Consider the following 17,702-nt stretch of genomic DNA (forward strand, 5'->3'; position numbering starts at 1 on the left):
CCTTCTTTCCGGCTTACCACGGTCTGATTTTTCACTGCATATAATTACCGGATCGTGTCTGCCATTAATCTATCTACTCCATATGTCTGCCCCATATATTATCATCTATTCCGATAAAAATATATATCTATCCGGTATATGTTATGCCTCGTATCGTTCTGCCAGTGAACGATTGTATATATGTGCTCTCCTGTGCTTTTGGTTATTCTCTTGCTTTCCCTATCCACTTCACAGCCTTCGCCAGCCTCTTCCCGGAATCGGCAAAATGCCCACCTGGATTTATCTCATATATCACATCGTTGTCCTTCTTCAGCAGGTCGCAAATCTCCTTTGTCCGATCCGCCACAGTTGACATCAGCCTGTCGGATGTCCGCGATTCCTTGCCGCCGAGGCTGATGTATATTTGTTTATTCGCTAGTGTTGGCTGGCTGTTTACATATTCCACAAATCCCGGATACCACATTGAACCTGAACATGTGGCGCACCCGGCAAATATATCAGTCTGGTACATTGCCCAAAGTGCAAAAAGCCCGGCAAGCGAGTATCCCATGATATAAAGAGGTCTGTTCGCCCGGCTTTGAATATCCAACTGCGGGACGACCTGCTGTTCTATATAATCCAGTGTCCGTCCTGCCTCTCCGGCAAATGATCCATCGACCTCATCCGATCTCCACGGTGAGAGATCCCTGTTCCAGTCATCTATCTGTATCGCAACAAGTGTAAACTGTTCTTCTACCACCAGTTCTCTGATAGAATCCGCTGTGTGCTCCATTTCATCTCCCCTGTGTGGGTACATGACCCAGAGGATGATCGGACCATTTTCCGAAGATATAAGTGTGTGTACCTGCATGTTTTTCATCTCCTATAGTGTGTCGGCTATCTTCTGGACTTCCTCCACTGATATGTTCAGTTTCTTCGCTATCTCTTCTATAGGAACCTTCACATCCAAATATGCCCTCACTGCACCCTTTAATTCTCCTCGCGCCTCGCCTATAGATATTCCTCTTTCTTCTCCTCTGGCTTCCGCCCTATCAAGTACTTCACACATATTTTTTAAACCTCCTTTATTTCCGTTAGCCTGCGCCTGTTCAAATCTTTCGTCCTGCGTCAATACGCTCATGAGCTTTAACACCTCGTCCTTATCTGTACAAATATCACATCAAGACCAATAATGCAATTGAAAACGATATGAATCGAAAATAACCCACTTGCTCAATTGAATTTCACAAGTGGGTTATGCATAACTTTAAATGATATTTTATTCTAAATCAAAAGATAAATCTGACTTATATCCCTGACATTTCGACCTAAATTCCTCAACCTTATTTCCTGCATCATCATAATTACCTGTTGGACTTAAACAGAACTCATAGAAACTGTTTGCCTCAACATAGTATTCTTTTAATTTTGAATAATATGACGCTGACTCTGGTATATTCTTTATACTGTTCTTTGCATCATCCAGCATCTTACTTATATCATCATATGTTCCATCGTTTTTACGACACTCTATATAACAATTAACAACATTTGAAAATGAGTCTACTCTTACACGATATAATCCATCAAATCCTTGCCTAACCTCAAAAAAGTTATTTTTGTTATTTATATCAATAAATGTTTGAGTATCTACCCCTAACTTGGCACATAAATCATTTATGAATACCTCCCCATTTCCCTCACCATCATCAGCATCATAAATACCATAATACCAAACAGTTATAATACCATCTGCCACATCGGTACTCTTTTCTACAGCATCATTCAACTCTTTATACACAGTTTTTGCTTCATCCTTATTTTCTTGTACTGTAGCCTGAGTAGCGGATTTTGCATCATTACCGCTATTGCTACCTCCACATCCGACTACCCCCACTGCCATACATAAGGTAGCCATAATTATACATTGCTTTTTTATAAATCTTCTCATTTGTGATTCCTCCTATTATTTTTCTTTAAATGGATTCGGGTAATTAACCGGTATATGATATGGTGAACCCTTTTTGTCCTGAGTTATCCGTGGATCATTTGTATTTCTACAAAAGTCTTGAACTCGTCTTTGGGTTACTCCCCATAATTCTGCTGCAACTTTGGTTCCCATTTCAGACATATTCTCCCCTCCTTAAAAGTATATTATTTTCGCTTTCGTTTTATCCTACCTTATCATACTTTATCCTACTTTTCAATATAAAGTACACCTCAATGCTATATTACAAAAAAGGCAGGTGATTGAATGAAACCATTAAAGAATAAAGTAAGTATTACTCTCGATGAAGATCTAGTAGAAAGAATAAAACAACTGGCCGAAAATGATGACAGATCTTTCAGCCAATATATAAATCTGGTATTAAAAGATTATGTAAACAAAGTTGATGCGACCCATCCAAAATAAATGTTTTTAGTTATAAAATGGCTGATACTCACATCATCAGCCTTTTTGTAACTGCATTTCTATTTTTCTCAAATAGTATTTCTTTCAAAAACCATTTTACCAAATGTAAAATCACCCCCATTTTTCCTCGATAATTCCACTCTGAGCGTCATTTTTGCGCTTTATAAGCGCATTTGCCTAAATCTATTGACTTCCTGTTTTTATTGCTATAAAGTGTGCCTACCGGCCGGAACAATCTTACACAGGAGGAAGTATATGCCTAAAAATAACAATGACTACGATGATATTTTCAAGACTCTAAAATACAATCACAAGCGTCTGTTTATATCACTGATCAACAAAGCATTTAACAAATCATATCCATTGAATATTGTTCCAACAATCTTACCTACTGACAGTTATATCGAAAACCCAGATACTGACAAAATCGAGGAACGTGAATCTGATCTATTGATGAGTATTTGTGGTGATACCTACCTGATTGAATGCCAGAGCTATGAAGATGGCACCATGGCGATCAGAATTGCCGAATATGCTTTTCTGTCTGCTCGGAATAATGCCGTTTGGGAAAACGGAAGGGTTATTCTAAATATGCCTGCATATGTAGTTGTATATATTAAGAGCAGTGAACATACTCCTTTATATACAGAGATCTCATTGAAATTTCCAAATGGGGAATCCGTAAATTATGATTGTAAAAATATCTTGCTAAAGGACATTTCCAAGGAAGACATGATTTCTGATAGACTGTTTCCTTATATTCCATTTTACATAACGAGATATGAGAATGAAATCTGCAATAAGGGCAATATCGATTCTGCATTATCTGATCTGTTATATTTTAGAACCGAACTTACAAAACTTTACCAGAATAATGAATTGTCACCGGAAGAACTTTTGGATATAATGAATTATATAAACAGGATCATTAAACATATTGCGGATGGCAATGAATATGAGGAAAGGATGGTGAGTATCATGGGTGGTACAGTGGAAGAAACCCCATCTCAAAAACTCAAAAGACTGGAAGATGAGAAAAATATACTCAGTCTTTTTTCAAATGGAGCAGATTTTGAATTGATCAGAAAGTCTTTTTCCGAAAAAATCATTTCAAATGAACGATTATTGGAACTGCAAAAATCAGCTACACAAAAATAAAATTTCACAAGATATAAGGATCATCTGTGGGTAATCAACTTGCTCACGGATGATTTTTATTTATACGGCGATTTCTCATAGTTGACTTATCGCGGGATCTGTATTATATATTATAATACAGGTAATACAAGAAGGAGGGCCACCACATGATCATAGAGCTTGACATGAGTAGTGACACACCCATATACGTACAGCTGCGCAATCAGATAGTAAAGGGAATCGGCAAAGGCGAGATACAGCCAGGCGAAAAGCTTCCCACTGTAAGACAGCTTGCGGCGGATGCCGGCGTGAACACAATGACTGTGAATAAGACATACCAGATACTAAAAAATGAGGGATATATCAGAACTGACAGAAGGCTTGGAGCATTTGTATCAGAAAATATCAATATGAACGCCGAGTTCCGTGACAAGCTGGAGTCAGAGTTGGAACTTCTGTCCGCCGAGGCAAGCATAACCGGGATGAACCGGGAAGATTTTCTCAAGTTATGCGATGAAGTATATTCCAAAATGAAGTCTTCTCCAATCCAAATATCCACTTAAATTACTAGAAAGGAGCAACATATGAGCATAGCATTATTTATCATCTTCCTGTTTATGAACTTCTTCATACTGCTCATAATGAAGTTCGTATATACAAGTAATTATTCGTATACCGAAGGAATGCTCCTGGGTGTCCACATTCCAAAGGAACACATTGAAGACGAAACCGTCCTGAATATTGTTGCTGCTGCCAGACGTAAGATGAACCGGATTATCTGGATAAATCTCATACTTGGAACAGCCCTGTGCTTTGTCGTGTTCTGGGAGATCATTATATTCATACTGGCATACACTGTCTGGATGATCGCATTCTGTTTCTGGATAACATATGCAAACAACTCCGCGCACAGGAAAATGTATGCCTTAAAGATGAAAAATGACTGGGTGGTCCCTGATCAAAGAAGAAAACGTTACATTGATACAAATGTGTCAACCCAGATCGGCAAAAGTGAGATCAGTTTCAATTATCATGGAATAATAATCCTTGTAGAACTCATTTGCCTAGTGCCATTTGCGATAGGGAAAAGTGCGGTCATATCAACCACAATGATAATAATGGGACTCTGCTCCGTCCTGATGTCACTTACATCCATGATATTCCACATATATGTAAACCGACACGAGCGAACTGTGTACAGCTCGGATACCCAGCTCAACCAGACCGTCAATAGAACCATGAAGATATACAAGGGACTTGCAATGCTGATTCTTTCGGCAACAAATGCTGTCGCATGGGTATATATCACTATTGACACCCTGATTCATTGCATATCATCAGCCAGTAAGTCCCGGCAAATTTCGCTTTCTGATATCCTTAATTTCAAGGGTGCGCTTGTAAATGTCTCGCTGTGCAGCTCCGCACTCTATGTCTATATATTTGTCCAGACTCTTGCTGCCATCGGATTGTTTGCACCTCTCCTCATGGCACAAAGCAGAAAACGTGAACTCTTGGCCGCCGACACCCAGCCTCTCTACGTGGATGACGACGAATACTGGAAAACCGGATATTACTACAATCCTTCCGACCCGCATGTGCTGGTTCAGAACAGATTGCAGAGTGGAAATTATACATTTAACTATGCCACCAGGAGCGCAAAGATTTTTACAGGACTTACATATATCCTTATCACCGCCTGCATTGTCTGGACGATAGGCGTGCTTGTGCCATTCATAAACGTGCATATCGACACTCATCTTGACTCCAACAAACTCACAGTGTCTGCTGCCATATACTCATCGGAGATATATTTTGATGACATCGAGGAGGTTCAGCTTCTGGATGAACTGCCAGACGATGATTTTGTTCGCACAAACGGAGGTGCCACCGATGAATACCTGATCGGCCATTTCAAGAGCAGCACCTACGGCAAATGTGAGCTGTATGTATACGCAGACAGTTATCCCATCATCATGATAAAGACAAGGGATGAAGTGATATTTATGAACAACAAGGATTCTGATGATACTTATTCTATCTTCGAATCCATACATTCATGAGATAACGCCAAAACAGGTACAATAGATAAGACCATCATGCATTTTAACACTAGATACATGATGGTCTTTTGATCTGTTCACACATAGTCATTCCGTCTATACTATCATTTCCTTAAAAAATGCTCCCTGTTCGGATACTCCTGCCTGAATGCCGCCAGTGCTGCGCTCTGAAGTATGGCAAATTCCTTGTCCATGTGCAGCATATGCGGCGCGTCAAATGCGATGGAGCTTATCTGATCTGCGATCTTCTTCGCCACGCCCTCATCCGAGAGCTGCCCCATGCCAAATGCTATGGATGTGAAACCTCTGCCGCCTCTGCTCACCTCGATGAACTTGAGGAACGCATTCCTGAGTTCATATAGCAGTATCTCCTGTTCCTCGGCACTTCTCCTGTCTGCGTCGAACAGGCAGAGCTTGCTTATGATCTCCACAGCCTGTTTCTTTTTCTGTCCTCCGATATCAACAGAGCCGCCCTCCGATATGTATTTGAGCTCCATAAGGCAGCCCACAAATGCATCATTCTTCGGCTTTCTCTTGCCATATCTCGCCGTCCACAATCTCTGACGGAAGACAGTAGACGAACCGGCGCTGTCACCGTCCATATCCGTGCTGTTATTTTCCAGCAGTTCAAGTCTCTTATCTGCATCCGTCTCTTTGTAAAATTCTTCTATCCAGCTATTTTCCATATGCATCCTTCCCGAATATTTAATTCACAATTTTTTATTCACGTATCAGTCGGTTACCTTTATCTGTGCAGGAAATCATCCACGCTGTCAACATCGACCTTCCAGTAAGGCGACACGTAATATTTGCCCTCGTCAAGATTATGACCATCAAGGCTGTTTCCCTTGAAGAGATCAACTGCCAACCGCGCTATCTCTCCCGCCTGGGCCTCCTTGTCATTATAAACTGTTCCCTGCATGTTTCCCTGCTTTATCGCCTGGAGAGCATCATCAAGTCCGTCTATTCCAAAGATCACAGGCCATTTGTCCCGGCTTATACTTGAGTTATCGTACGCCTCAACTGCGCCCAGTGCCATCTCATCATTGTTGGATATGACAAGCTCTATCTGACTGCCATACTGACTTATAAGCTGAGTCATTCTGTTCTCCGCCTGACCTCTGTTCCAGTCTGCAAACTGATAACTGAGCTTCTCAAGATCCACTCCCTTATCCATGATGGTCTTCACCGAACAGTCGGTTCTGCTTATGGCATCCTGATGTCCGGCCTCCCCCTCCAGAAGAACATACTGTATCTTGCCATCACCGTTGCGATCCACTTCGCTGTGCTTCTTTATATAATTTGCCGCAATCTCACCCTGCATATCACCGGATTCTTTTGCGTCACAGCCAACATAGTAGAGCTTTTCCCACTGCATCAGGTCATCACGCACCGGCTCTCTGTTGAAAAAGATCACTGGTATATCACTCTGCCTTGCTGACTTGATAATATTTGCCGGTGCGGTTCTGTCTACAAGATTTACACACAGCACATCGCAGCCTGCATCTATCATCTCATCAACTATCTCATCCTGCTCACGCTGATCATTATCACCACTTCTCACCGATACTATCACATTCATGTTTGTGGTCTCCATAGTCTTAAGCTGAGATTTCACCTTTTCAATCATGGCATTTATGAATGGATCATCTGCTGTATAAGTGACCACCCCGACTCTCATGGTTTTGTTTGATTTTTTATTGCTGCTGCCGCAGCCCATAAGCGAGACTATCATCGCAGCTGCCAGCAAAAGCACATATATTTTTCTTCGTTTCTGTCTACTCATATGAATATAAAAACCTCTCTACATCATCGGAGAACAAATCGTCACTGTATATTATCTTTATGCCCTCCTCCCGACTCTTCATCGTATACAACCTGCTGTTCAGACCTTTTACTACCTCTGTCACACTGGCATAGCCAACACCGTATCCATCCGGAATAACAAGGCACTTTATCTTGCCCGCATCAAGCAGCGCCACAGATTTTACGCTGGTCCCCATTCCATATATCTGGGCGCCATTGTACATACCGTTATCCGCATTCTCTCCTATCTCATCGATCGCATATGTGTCCATCACAACCATGTAGTCCACCTTTCCCAGAATATCCACAATGTCACATATGTTCTGATTGCCACATCGGCTGTACACCCAGCTCACCTCGCATCCGGTTCCTTCTATCGCATCCATAAGTCCTGCTTTTCCACTCACACTTCCCTCTGTCTGGGAATATCCGGTTATAATTCCTATGCTTTTGCCACGGAGTCCGTCCGCATCATTTGCCCTGATCTGTTCTCCAAGGGTATATCCTATCTTGTAGTTATCAGGTTTTATCGTGACAAATCCCGAGGCGCCATCTTCACTGTATGCATCCTGGGTTATAAGTACAAATGGTACATCGCCAAGCTGTCCCAGCATATCCGATGTATCCTCGCCCGGTGCAGGACAAATTATGAATGCATCTACATCATTTTCAAGCTGTTCATCTATTAGCTCCTTCTCATCCTGGGCTGACTCGATATCATCGGTGTTGCATATGATAAGATGTACATCATTGACATTTGCTGATTGTTTAAGTCCATTTATAAGTCCATCCCACCTCTTATCACCGGAATTTGAAAGTATGACCGCTACTCTTTTCTGAGGTACATTTTCCCGGAATATCTGGTGTATAAAGAATCCGGCTATTACAACCAAAAACAGCTCCGCGATCAGGAATGTTATCTTACTCTTCTTCATCTGTCGCCATCCCCCTTCCAAAATCCTGCCTCTCAAGTCTCTCTCTGTTCTCCTCCGTGTAAGGAATGGCTGGAATGTGAATGACAACCTTTGTTCCCTCGTCCGGCTCACTGTACACCTTTAATCCATATTCGCTGCCAAACATCAGCTTTATCCTGGAGTGAACATTGATAACACCCACTCCGGAACCATGCTTTGGCACCTTATTGTTGTCCACAAGGATGTTCCGGACAACATCCTCCGACATACCCATGCCATTATCCTCAACTGAAATGTAGATGTCATTGCCCTTCTTCTCACCGCGGACAGTTATCTTGCCGCCATCGTCCTCATCCATGTTGCCCACACCGTAGTATATTGCATTTTCCAGGATTGGCTGCACGATAAGTTTAACTGTACAATAGTCATTTATCTCTTCGTCTATGATAAATTCTGTAGCAAATCTTTCTTTATATCTTACCTTCTGTATGTTCATGTAACTCGTGCTGTGCTGGATCTCGTCCGCTATCCTTATGACAGTTCTGCCTTTTGACAGACTTATCCTCAGCAGCTTTGCAAGCTCAGATATCATAAATACTGCATCTGTATTTCTGTTCGCCTCCACCATCCATGTTATGGACTCCAGTGTATTATACAGGAAATGCGGATTGATCTGACTCTGGAGCGCATCCATCTCACTCTTTCTCCGCTCATTCTGCTGTCTGATTATCTCCTGCATCAGAACCTCTATCTGCTCATAGGATTTCTTTACCGAATATCCCAGATGTCTTATCTCGGAAGATCCTCCAATATATATATCCGTGGTTCCACCTGTCTCATATGACTTTACTGATTCATTCAGCTTAAGTATAGGCTTTGAGATTTTCTTTGTTATGATCCTGTTCACCCACAAGAGCATCATAAGCAATATCACAACCGTAGTTATGATGTAATATCTGTACTGATTGATGCTGGCAGTCTGAACACTTTCCGGGACAACTCCTATGATCTTCCATCCAGTGTAGGCTATACTGCTGACAACAACATTTTCTGTGCCACCCGTCATCTTGATCTCATATGTACCGTCATCGTATACCGCTGCCTCTGTACTTTCCTCTGTGAAAAAGCCTCTGTCTATCTCTGCTCTTCGCGGATGGTATATGATATCTCCGTCACGGTTGCACAGATAATAATAAGTCTCGCTTGAAGAATCATTGATCCTTGAAAGAGCCTCCTCGATCACGGAATACTTCATATCTATCAGAAGCACGCCGTTTACCGGCTTATCTCCATCATTGATATCAACAGAACGGCTGAGGGATATGACCCAATAATACCTGTTGGCGCCATCTTGAAACAGATCTTGTATATGAGGTGTAGAAAAGTGCATATTCTCTATATCTTCAGATGCATTCTTGTACCATTCCTGTTCCTCCACATTAACCTTATCCTTCTGCACTGCAACCGGCTCCGCAGCAATAAGCTTCCCGGAATTGTCGTACAACGCCATACTCTGCACTTTGTCAACATTCACCTCATATAAAAGGCTGAACTGTCTGCTGAACTCCTGACTGGAGATGTCATATTCCTGGATAATGTTATAATTCACTCCATTAGATATCTGTCTGATACCTGCCAGGTCTGTATCCACTTTATCCACAGTACTCTCTATCATGCTTTCTGCATTTGACACTGCAGTCTGCTTTATCGCAAGCTTGAATCTATTGTAAATAAGAAACCCCATAACAACAGTTGTGGTTATCGTCAGTCCTGTGAGCACCGCCATGATTATTGACTGTATGTCAAATCCTATAAATCTGCCATGATGAAACCAGCCTCGCAGCCTCGCGCGCAGAGAATATTTATTTTTCTGCTTTTTGCCCTGAGCATCCTTTTTCTCTCTAATCTTCAAAACAATTCTACTCCCCTTATACTTTCTCTGCTCTACTTATTCCCCGCATGTTCAGTTCTGTACTTTGATGGCGACATTCCAAATCTCTTCTTGAACACATAGCTAAAGTAATTTGCATCCTGATATCCAACCTGCTCTGCTATCTTATAGCTCTTCTCATTTGTCTCAAGTATGAGATTGGCTGCGTGATCCATCCTGTAATCCGTCAGATACGAGATAAATGCCTTGCCTGTCTCCTTCTTGAACACCGATGAAAAATACGAATTGGACACACCAAGCTCTGAGCACACCGTATCCAGCGACAGATCGGGCTCCATATACCTGTCAACTACCATATTCTGGGCATCCGTTACCATTCTTCTGGACGTGTTATTTCTGGCATTTTTCAATTCCTCGCCGATCGCCATCGATGTGTCTATGAGCCATGCTGTGAGGGTAACTTCATCCATCTCAGGAACCTTCTCGTATGGGTTGCTGATCCCACCTGAAAAATTATCAAAATCTATAAAATTATTTGCGCAGAATCTGTAGAATGTTCCTACCATCTCCATGAGCGTCAGCTTGTACCTGTTCATGGTCTGTGCAGATCTGTGCAGCTTCTCTATCTCATCATGTACTGCGCCCTCAATGGCATCTCTTTTGCCAAGATATATTGACTTGATAAGCTCATGCATATTTGCATCTTCATACTGTACTGCTGCCTTCTGCTCCTTCGGTGCGATCTCAGCAATATTTATAGCCCTCTGGGTTCCGTATAGAACCCTGTATGATACAGCTTCCCTGGCACCCTCATATGAGTTGTTGATATTCAGAAGACTGTCGCACACTCTGCCAATACCGGCAGTCACCACGGCACCCATGACTCGGTAAGCCCATCTGCAGAATCTGTCGCAGGCATCCGTCAGCTCTGCCATGGCATCCTCTGAGACTATCTCGATGATGAGCACCGTGTTGCCCAGATATGTAAATACCTTGCATTTCCATGTATCAGCAATTCTGTCCTTGATCTGCTGTTCCACTGACATTGACAACAGAAGCGGGTTCATTCCATCTGGAACGTGATGCTCCGATGTATGAAAAACCGCGCAGCAATAAAGCGGTCCCTTCATATCGATCTGGTATGCTGCAAGGAATTTCTCATAATCCGACTCGCTCACTCTGCCCTCTATCAGTGATACAAACAGATTTGTCTGAAGAACAGGCAGAGATGCATTGAAATAATTTGCAAGCTTCTCTACATTCAGCTTTTCCTCCCTCTCCTTGTCCAGAGAGTTCTTGACCCTCTTCAGACAATCCGAGAGTTCTAATGCATTTATAGGCTTGAGCATGTACTCCTCTATCTCAAGGTGCACCGCCTCCTTGGCATACTCAAACTCATCAAACCCTGTGAATATGATGATGTGTATATTCTGATAATCATTGTTGAGTCGTCTGGACAGCTCAAGACCGTCCATATATGGCATCTTAATATCCGTTATGACCACATCCGGCTGCAGCTTCTCCACCAGTTCAAGAGCCTTCACACCATTGTTGGCACTTCCCACAACATCAAACCCAAGCATATCCCAGTGAATCTTTCTCTCTATAACATCTATAACCTCTTCCTCGTCATCGACAAGGATAACCTTGTATTTATCCATCTAACAGAAATCCTTTCTATATATCAAATGCCACCCGGTTCACCGGTCTTTTCCAGCAATGTAATTATATCAAATACCGCAGAGAATATCTGTACTTTTATTATTATTTCATTATTTCTTCATCTATACCGTCAAGGAATTTTCCTCACCTGTCCGTGACTCGAAACCTTGCCTGTTTCCAGCTGAGGATCCAGCTTGTTTACGGCTGCATGCATGGCTGCATTTATATACTGCGACATCGATAGTGAACACGACTGAGCTTCAGCGCTTTTTGCCACTGCGGAGACCGCATTGCCCTTATCGCGGTCAAAGCAGTGTGCAGATAAAAGTAAGCTGAAGTGAGGGAAAGGGAACACTCGTCCAGAAATTCACAATATATAAATATCTCCTCAGGCCAGCCTTCCTTGCATGCGCCTGCCACTTTTATGCATGCCACCTAATCGATAGCTAGACGCGACTGAGCTTCAATGATTTTTGCTAAGGCAGAGCGCGCAAACGCCCTTATCGCGCGCGGCGCCGCATGCAGATAAAATCATTGGAGCGAAGGAAGCGGCTGCGTGATTAGGTGGCATGCATAAAAAAGTGGCATAGATGCACAGAAGGCGTCCGCCAATCCACATGCCTTGCGTCATGCGTGCACTTCGTGCACTTCACAAGGAATCCTCCCGCTTATGCGGGCCCCTCCTTATGAAAAAAGCCGCTCAATCCATCCTGTAGACGATCCGAGCGGCTTTTTATATAAAGGTTTTGTGAGAGTTAAATTTGTTGTTCCTTACTTCTTCTGTACATACTTGAGACAGTCAAGAGTTACAGCGGCAAGGATGATGATACCTTCGAATATGAACTGAAGGTTTGTATCAATACCAAGAATAGTAAGTGAGTAGGTAAGTGATGTGAAGATAAGAACACCAGTTACAACACCGGAGATCTTACCGATACCACCTGTGAATGAAACACCACCAACAACGCAGGCTGCTATGGCGTCCATATCCCAGCCCTGTCCATAAGCTGCACTACCTGAACCAACCATTCTGTTACACTCAAGCCATGATCCGAATCCGTAAAGGATACCGGCAAGGATGAATGCGCCAAGTGTTACCTTGAAAACTGATATACCTGAAACTGCTGCTGCCTCTGGGTTTCCACCTACAGCGTACAGATTCTTACCAAATGTAGTCTTGTTCCAGATGAACCATACTACAACTACAGCAACTATTGCCCAAATGATAATAGTTGGGAAGTTTCCTATTGTTGGGATGAACATATTTGGTATTGCTGAATCAATAGCACCAAATGAAACACCCTTTGTCGCATATGTTACAAGTCCGAAGATTATCAGCATGTTCGCCATTGTTGAGATGAACGGATGCATCTTGTACTTCGCCATGAAGAAACCTGCAATACTTGAGAATACTGTTGTGAGGATAATACATGCAACAAGTGCAAATAATGCTTTTCCTACAACCGGCATACTTGAGAAATCAAATATGTGTCCGAACACACCACCTGTATTTGCACCGTTGTGCATGATAATGGTAGCTGTAACCATACCCATACCAACCATACGTCCAATCGAAAGATCGGTACCAGTCAGGAGGATAAGTCCCGCAACACCGAGTGCCAGGAACATTCTAGGTGATGCCTGCTGAAGTATATTCAGTATATTGGTAACTGTGAGGAGCTGTGTGTTCTTCACAATCGGAGTGATGATACAAAGTGCAATGAATATCAACACGATTACTATATACAGACCATTCTTGTAAAGGAACTGTGTTGTATTGAATGTGTACTTGTAATTCTCAAATTTCTGTGCTCTGCTCTGCATGAATGTGTACTTGGACATTCTAAGAAGATCTATCAGATGATACTTGTGTGAAAATGCATCATGCTTTCTGTCCTTGATCTCCTGAAGTCTTGACTCATGTGTCATCTGTGCATCAAAGAGCTTGTTCTTGTATACATATTTCTCGTCCTTGATCTCTTCCGAATCAGAGAGCTTTGCAAGTGTCTGCTCATGCTCTGTCTTGAGTGTCGCCTTTACTCTCTCATAGGACTCATTTTCTGCTGCCTTCTCAGCCTCGCAGCTTGCCACTACCTTGCTGTAGTACTCGCTGTCATAGTGCTCCTTAAGGTATCCCTCTGCATCGGCGATGAGCTTTGCAACCTTATCTTTGTTGGCTGCCTCAACTGCCTTTGCCTTCTCCAGGGCTGCCTTATCCTTTGCGATTATGCTATCCTTTTCATCCTTTGATAAATTCTTATCTTCCTTTGCGATAGCTATATGGTTCTTCAAACTACGAACCTTGTCAGATCCATCAACTCGAAGTTCATCGATCTGAGCCTGTATCTTTCCAACATATTCATCAATCGGCTTGAGGAGTTTTTCCTCTGCATCAGCCGAAAGGATCATATTTTTATCTGCCATATCCATGCTCCTCTCTATTACAAATATTTAGCACTAAGTCTTAACAATTCTTCCTGATTAGTCTCCTTGGTATTTACAATTCCGGCAAGGTGTCCATTTGACATAACACCTATACGGTTTGTGATACCCAGGATCTCCGGCATCTCAGAGGAGACAACTATGATAGTCTTGCCCTGCTTTGCCATGTTGATTATAAGTTCATATATTTCATACTTAGCTCCTACATCGATACCTCTTGTAGGATCATCCATCATGAATACATTTGGTGAACGCTCAAGCCATTTTCCGAAGATAACCTTCTGCTGATTACCACCGGACAGGTTGGCGATCATATCGTCAGGTCCCATACACTTGGTGTGCATGACCTTGATCTCCTCAGCTGTGGCACGAACCATGCTGTCATGTGACAGTGCCACGCCGCTCTTGTAGTGGTTCATATTTGCAATGGTGGTATTGAAGGTGATATCTGCCTTGAGGAAGAGACCATTTGCCTTTCTCTCCTCAGTGATAAGGGCAAATCCGTGATCCATAGCATCCTTTGGACCGGTGAAGTTCATGATCTTGCCACCATACATTACATTTCCTGCTGCTCTTGTACGAATACCAAAAATTGTTTCCAGGAGCTCTGTACGGCCTGCACCAACCAGACCATATAGACCGAATATCTCACCCTTCTTCACATCAAATGTGATGTTCTGGAGCTTCGGTGCATACTTTGTGGAGAGTCCCTGTACTGAGAGGATCGTCTCACCCGGCGTATTGTCGACCGGTGGGAATCTGTTATCAAGTGAACGACCAACCATGGCTGATATAAGCTCGTTCATGTTGGTGTCCTTGCTGTCCTTTGTCATGACCAGACTACCGTCTCGGAGAACTGATATCTGATCACAGATCTCAAATATCTCATCCATCTTATGTGAGATGTAGATCAGGGAAATTCCCTGCTCCTTGAGCTGTCTCATCATCTTGAAAAGCTTTGCAACCTCAGGTGCTGTCAGCGATGATGTAGGCTCATCAAGTACGATTACCTTGGAATTGTACGAGATAGCCTTTGCGATCTCACACATCTGTCTCTGGGAAACTGACATTCTCTTCATCGGCTGTGTAAGATTGACCGTTATACCCAGCTTTCTGAACAAGTCTGAAGCTTCCTTCTTCATACGGCCCTCATCGATGACTCCAAGAGAGTTCTTTGGATAACGTCCAAGGAACAGGTTGTCAACAACGCTTCTCTCAAGACACTGATTTAATTCCTGATGAACCATCGCAACTCCATTCTCGAGTGCATCCTTAGGGCCAGAAAAATTTACTTCTTTTCCATCTAATATTATTGTGCCTTCGTCCTTCTGATAGGTTCCGAAGAGACACTTCATCATTGTCGATTTACCGGCACCATTCTCACCCATAAGTCCCATGATCGAACCAGGTTTAACATTCAAATTAATATGGTTAAGGACCTTGTTTCTGCCGAATGATTTGCTCATGCCTTGAATCGATAAGATGTATTTATTCTTATCTTCTGCCATATCTCTACTTCCTTTCATTGAACATCAGCCCATTAATAGTCGCCTTCGGCGAGGACTGATGCTACATATCAAGTTTTCATAGAAAACTTGATACATGCTCTTAGTAAAAGAAGGGTATCAAATGTTTAGTCTGACACCCCTCTGAGTTAAATCATTTCCTATTGATCAATCATCCAGGTAACTTATATTACTTAGAGAGAATTGATGTGTATGATGCTGCATTGTCTGTCTTAACCATGTTGATTGCAAATGCATCGTACTCGCCTGGGTTACCAAGACGGTTTGTGATGTTAGACTCTGTCTGACCATCACCACCGATGTAATCTACATTCAGGTTAAGAAGATCATCATAGTTCTGAAGAAGTGGCTGGTATGTTGAGCTCAGGAAGTTATCTGAAGCGTTGTAGATATCAAGCCATACCTTCTTGCTTGGGCTCTTGCTTGAGTCAAGCTGCTTTGAAACCTTGTCATAAACCTTTGTTGAATCTGTGAAATCCTGATAGTTGTCTGCTGTTACTGCAATGTTCAGTGCGTAGTATGATCTCTCGTCTGCGCTGTATCTGTAGTCAACACCTTCCTCAAGCTGGTTTCCAGCCTCGTCTGCTGTACCGATACCAGTATCAATATCTACACCGTCAAGTGCATTACGGAGAACTCTCAGTGTCAGGTAAGCCTGAACATCTGCATGCTGTGAAATTGTTCCGCCGTAGCCCTCTGCGATTGCTGCAACTGCATCGCTGTTAGCATCGTATCCAAATGTAGGAACCTTTGCGTCCTTTGCCCAGGCATTGAACATTGACATTCCCATACCATCGTTATTTGAAACAACTACATCAATCTGATCACCAAATGATGCTGTCCATGTTCCTATTGCATTACCAGCTGTAGCTGCATCCCATGTAGCTCCTGCTGAGTTCTTCATCTCCTGTGATGCAAGCTCTCTGATCGTATATGTCTTGCCATCTACATCAAGCTTAGCATCCTGTACTACTGTTGCCTTACCATCTACGTTTGTTCCGGCTGGTGTTGAATCAACTGCTCCGCTTGCATCAACTCCTGTGCCAAGTGCTGAACGAACACCTCTTGTACGCGCGATTGAATCATTGTGTCCGATATCACCGATTGCAAGTACATATCCGATGACTCCATCACCGTTACGATCGATCGTTGCTGCGTTTGCCTTGATGTAATCAAGAACCATCTGTCCCTGAAGCTCAGCACCCTGATTAGCATCAAATCCTACATAATATGTGTCCTTGTTGTAGCTAAGGGCATCCTTGTCAAGCTCTCCTGTTGAGCTGTTGGATGGCTGACGGTTGAACCAGCAAAGTGGCTTGTCCTTGTTTGCTACTCCGCTGCTTGAACTTCCGCCACTTGAGCTTCCGCCTGATCCACATCCTACCATTGATAATGCAAGTGTTGCAGCTGCTGCTACAGCTAAAATTCTTCTTTTTCTCATATTACGTTCCCTCCTGTTCTTTGAACATCAGCCCATTTGTAATTGCCTTCGGCAAGGGCTGATGCTGCATGTTAAGTTTTCTGAAACTTAACACATCCTTTGGCTTTGTGTGTTTTATTTTTTCGTCTTGCCTCATTGACTGTATTCATTATAATTTGACAGGGGTTTTGAAAGAATAGAATATTTTTGGATTAATTAGCAAAATTTTGCGATTTATTGAAATTTTTATAGATATTTTTAACAATAGCGGTTGTTTAATAGTTATATATTAGGATATTTTTGACTTAATAGTGATGGTTTAGCTTGCTTTACTGGGCAATTTTCACCTGTCACCGGCAAGTTTGGAGGGCGGGATGGTCTGTGATAACATATTCTATACGGTGGCTTAGCGGCGTTTTAGTGGCACTTCCTATAACAGCTTGTTTTTATCT

16 protein-coding genes are annotated in these 17,702 nt (G+C 42.6%); 4 read left to right on the forward strand and 12 right to left on the reverse strand.

What is annotated here, in order from left to right:
• Nucleotides 1-202: 202 nt before the first annotated feature.
• From DWW70_RS06555 to DWW70_RS06570, 4 genes are all read right to left on the reverse strand, one after another.
• Nucleotides 203-850, reverse strand: coding sequence for an alpha/beta hydrolase-fold protein (locus DWW70_RS06555; RefSeq protein WP_158576534.1), 648 nt, complete (start codon nucleotides 848-850; stop codon nucleotides 203-205).
• A 12-nt stretch (nucleotides 851-862) separates the two neighbouring features.
• On the reverse strand, nucleotides 863-1,048 hold the full coding sequence (locus DWW70_RS06560; protein WP_055146045.1) for a hypothetical protein: 186 nt from the start codon (nucleotides 1,046-1,048) through the stop codon (nucleotides 863-865).
• Between the two features lie 210 nt (nucleotides 1,049-1,258).
• Nucleotides 1,259-1,930, reverse strand: coding sequence for a hypothetical protein (locus tag DWW70_RS06565; protein WP_118649501.1), 672 nt, complete (start codon nucleotides 1,928-1,930; stop codon nucleotides 1,259-1,261).
• Nucleotides 1,931-1,945: 15 nt separating this feature from the next.
• Nucleotides 1,946-2,110 (reverse strand): DNA-binding protein, encoded by a 165-nt coding sequence (locus DWW70_RS06570; RefSeq protein ID WP_118649502.1) that lies wholly within the window; start codon nucleotides 2,108-2,110, stop codon nucleotides 1,946-1,948.
• 123 nt (nucleotides 2,111-2,233) lie between these two features.
• Between DWW70_RS06570 and DWW70_RS06575 the strand changes: the two genes are divergently transcribed.
• From DWW70_RS06575 to DWW70_RS06590, 4 genes are all read left to right on the forward strand, one after another.
• Nucleotides 2,234-2,392: a DUF6364 family protein gene (locus DWW70_RS06575; protein WP_055222395.1), complete on the forward strand. Its 159-nt coding sequence runs from the start codon at nucleotides 2,234-2,236 to the stop codon at nucleotides 2,390-2,392.
• Between the two features lie 255 nt (nucleotides 2,393-2,647).
• A complete protein-coding gene (locus tag DWW70_RS06580) occupies nucleotides 2,648-3,550 on the forward strand; it encodes a hypothetical protein (RefSeq protein ID WP_055222394.1) in 903 nt (300 codons plus the stop codon).
• Nucleotides 3,551-3,696: 146 nt separating this feature from the next.
• A complete protein-coding gene (locus tag DWW70_RS06585) occupies nucleotides 3,697-4,092 on the forward strand; it encodes a GntR family transcriptional regulator (protein WP_055222393.1) in 396 nt (131 codons plus the stop codon).
• A 21-nt stretch (nucleotides 4,093-4,113) separates the two neighbouring features.
• Nucleotides 4,114-5,589, forward strand: coding sequence for a PH domain-containing protein (locus DWW70_RS06590; RefSeq protein ID WP_118649503.1), 1,476 nt, complete (start codon nucleotides 4,114-4,116; stop codon nucleotides 5,587-5,589).
• Between the two features lie 104 nt (nucleotides 5,590-5,693).
• On the opposite strand, the gene DWW70_RS06595 is transcribed toward DWW70_RS06590, so the two are convergent.
• The 8 genes from DWW70_RS06595 to DWW70_RS06630 all read right to left on the reverse strand — a co-directional run bounded on the left by DWW70_RS06595 (nucleotide 5,694) and on the right by DWW70_RS06630 (nucleotide 17,271).
• Nucleotides 5,694-6,275 carry a DUF6553 family protein gene (locus DWW70_RS06595; protein ID WP_118649504.1) on the reverse strand — a complete coding sequence of 194 codons (582 nt, stop codon included), beginning with the start codon at nucleotides 6,273-6,275 and terminating at the stop codon, nucleotides 5,694-5,696.
• Between the two features lie 59 nt (nucleotides 6,276-6,334).
• Nucleotides 6,335-7,375 carry a galactose ABC transporter substrate-binding protein gene (locus tag DWW70_RS06600; protein ID WP_055280358.1) on the reverse strand — a complete coding sequence of 347 codons (1,041 nt, stop codon included), beginning with the start codon at nucleotides 7,373-7,375 and terminating at the stop codon, nucleotides 6,335-6,337.
• Nucleotides 7,368-8,330 carry a substrate-binding domain-containing protein gene (locus DWW70_RS06605; protein WP_015534391.1) on the reverse strand — a complete coding sequence of 321 codons (963 nt, stop codon included), beginning with the start codon at nucleotides 8,328-8,330 and terminating at the stop codon, nucleotides 7,368-7,370. The genes DWW70_RS06600 and DWW70_RS06605 overlap by 8 nt, the downstream gene beginning before the upstream one ends.
• Nucleotides 8,317-10,221: a cache domain-containing sensor histidine kinase gene (locus DWW70_RS06610; protein ID WP_118017063.1), complete on the reverse strand. Its 1,905-nt coding sequence runs from the start codon at nucleotides 10,219-10,221 to the stop codon at nucleotides 8,317-8,319. Before DWW70_RS06610 ends, DWW70_RS06605 begins: the two co-directional genes overlap by 14 nt.
• A 32-nt stretch (nucleotides 10,222-10,253) precedes the next feature.
• Nucleotides 10,254-11,861, reverse strand: a complete 1,608-nt coding sequence (locus DWW70_RS06615; RefSeq protein ID WP_118017061.1) for a response regulator — start codon at nucleotides 11,859-11,861, stop codon at nucleotides 10,254-10,256.
• A gap of 772 nt (nucleotides 11,862-12,633) precedes the next feature.
• Nucleotides 12,634-14,286 (reverse strand): ABC transporter permease subunit, encoded by a 1,653-nt coding sequence (locus DWW70_RS06620; RefSeq protein WP_117549881.1) that lies wholly within the window; start codon nucleotides 14,284-14,286, stop codon nucleotides 12,634-12,636.
• A gap of 17 nt (nucleotides 14,287-14,303) precedes the next feature.
• Entirely contained in the window at nucleotides 14,304-15,812 is a 1,509-nt protein-coding gene (locus DWW70_RS06625; RefSeq protein WP_015534393.1) for a sugar ABC transporter ATP-binding protein, read from the reverse strand.
• Between the two features lie 187 nt (nucleotides 15,813-15,999).
• The gene (locus DWW70_RS06630; protein WP_118649505.1) at nucleotides 16,000-17,271 is read right to left on the reverse strand and encodes a substrate-binding domain-containing protein; all 1,272 of its coding nucleotides are present in this window, start codon (nucleotides 17,269-17,271) and stop codon (nucleotides 16,000-16,002) included.
• Nucleotides 17,272-17,702 lie beyond the last annotated feature (431 nt).

Source organism: Coprococcus sp. AF16-5 (assembly GCF_003479365.1).
Lineage (GTDB): Bacteria > Bacillota > Clostridia > Lachnospirales > Lachnospiraceae > Coprococcus > Coprococcus aceti.

Bases quoted from the DNA above. Each gene is read 5' to 3' on its own strand.
- DWW70_RS06555 (WP_158576534.1), bottom strand. From the start codon at position 850: ATGCAGGTACACACACTTATATCTTCGGAAAATGGTCCGATCATCCTC.
- DWW70_RS06560 (WP_055146045.1), bottom strand. From the start codon at position 1,048: ATGTGTGAAGTACTTGATAGGGCGGAAGCCAGAGGAGAAGAAAGAGGA.
- DWW70_RS06565 (WP_118649501.1), bottom strand. From the start codon at position 1,930: ATGAGAAGATTTATAAAAAAGCAATGTATAATTATGGCTACCTTATGT.
- DWW70_RS06570 (WP_118649502.1), bottom strand. From the start codon at position 2,110: ATGTCTGAAATGGGAACCAAAGTTGCAGCAGAATTATGGGGAGTAACC.
- DWW70_RS06575 (WP_055222395.1), top strand. From the start codon at position 2,234: ATGAAACCATTAAAGAATAAAGTAAGTATTACTCTCGATGAAGATCTA.
- DWW70_RS06580 (WP_055222394.1), top strand. From the start codon at position 2,648: ATGCCTAAAAATAACAATGACTACGATGATATTTTCAAGACTCTAAAA.
- DWW70_RS06585 (WP_055222393.1), top strand. From the start codon at position 3,697: ATGATCATAGAGCTTGACATGAGTAGTGACACACCCATATACGTACAG.
- DWW70_RS06590 (WP_118649503.1), top strand. From the start codon at position 4,114: ATGAGCATAGCATTATTTATCATCTTCCTGTTTATGAACTTCTTCATA.
- DWW70_RS06595 (WP_118649504.1), bottom strand. From the start codon at position 6,275: ATGGAAAATAGCTGGATAGAAGAATTTTACAAAGAGACGGATGCAGAT.
- DWW70_RS06600 (WP_055280358.1), bottom strand. From the start codon at position 7,375: ATGAGTAGACAGAAACGAAGAAAAATATATGTGCTTTTGCTGGCAGCT.
- DWW70_RS06605 (WP_015534391.1), bottom strand. From the start codon at position 8,330: ATGAAGAAGAGTAAGATAACATTCCTGATCGCGGAGCTGTTTTTGGTT.
- DWW70_RS06615 (WP_118017061.1), bottom strand. From the start codon at position 11,861: ATGGATAAATACAAGGTTATCCTTGTCGATGACGAGGAAGAGGTTATA.
- DWW70_RS06620 (WP_117549881.1), bottom strand. From the start codon at position 14,286: ATGGCAGATAAAAATATGATCCTTTCGGCTGATGCAGAGGAAAAACTC.
- DWW70_RS06625 (WP_015534393.1), bottom strand. From the start codon at position 15,812: ATGGCAGAAGATAAGAATAAATACATCTTATCGATTCAAGGCATGAGC.
- DWW70_RS06630 (WP_118649505.1), bottom strand. From the start codon at position 17,271: ATGAGAAAAAGAAGAATTTTAGCTGTAGCAGCAGCTGCAACACTTGCA.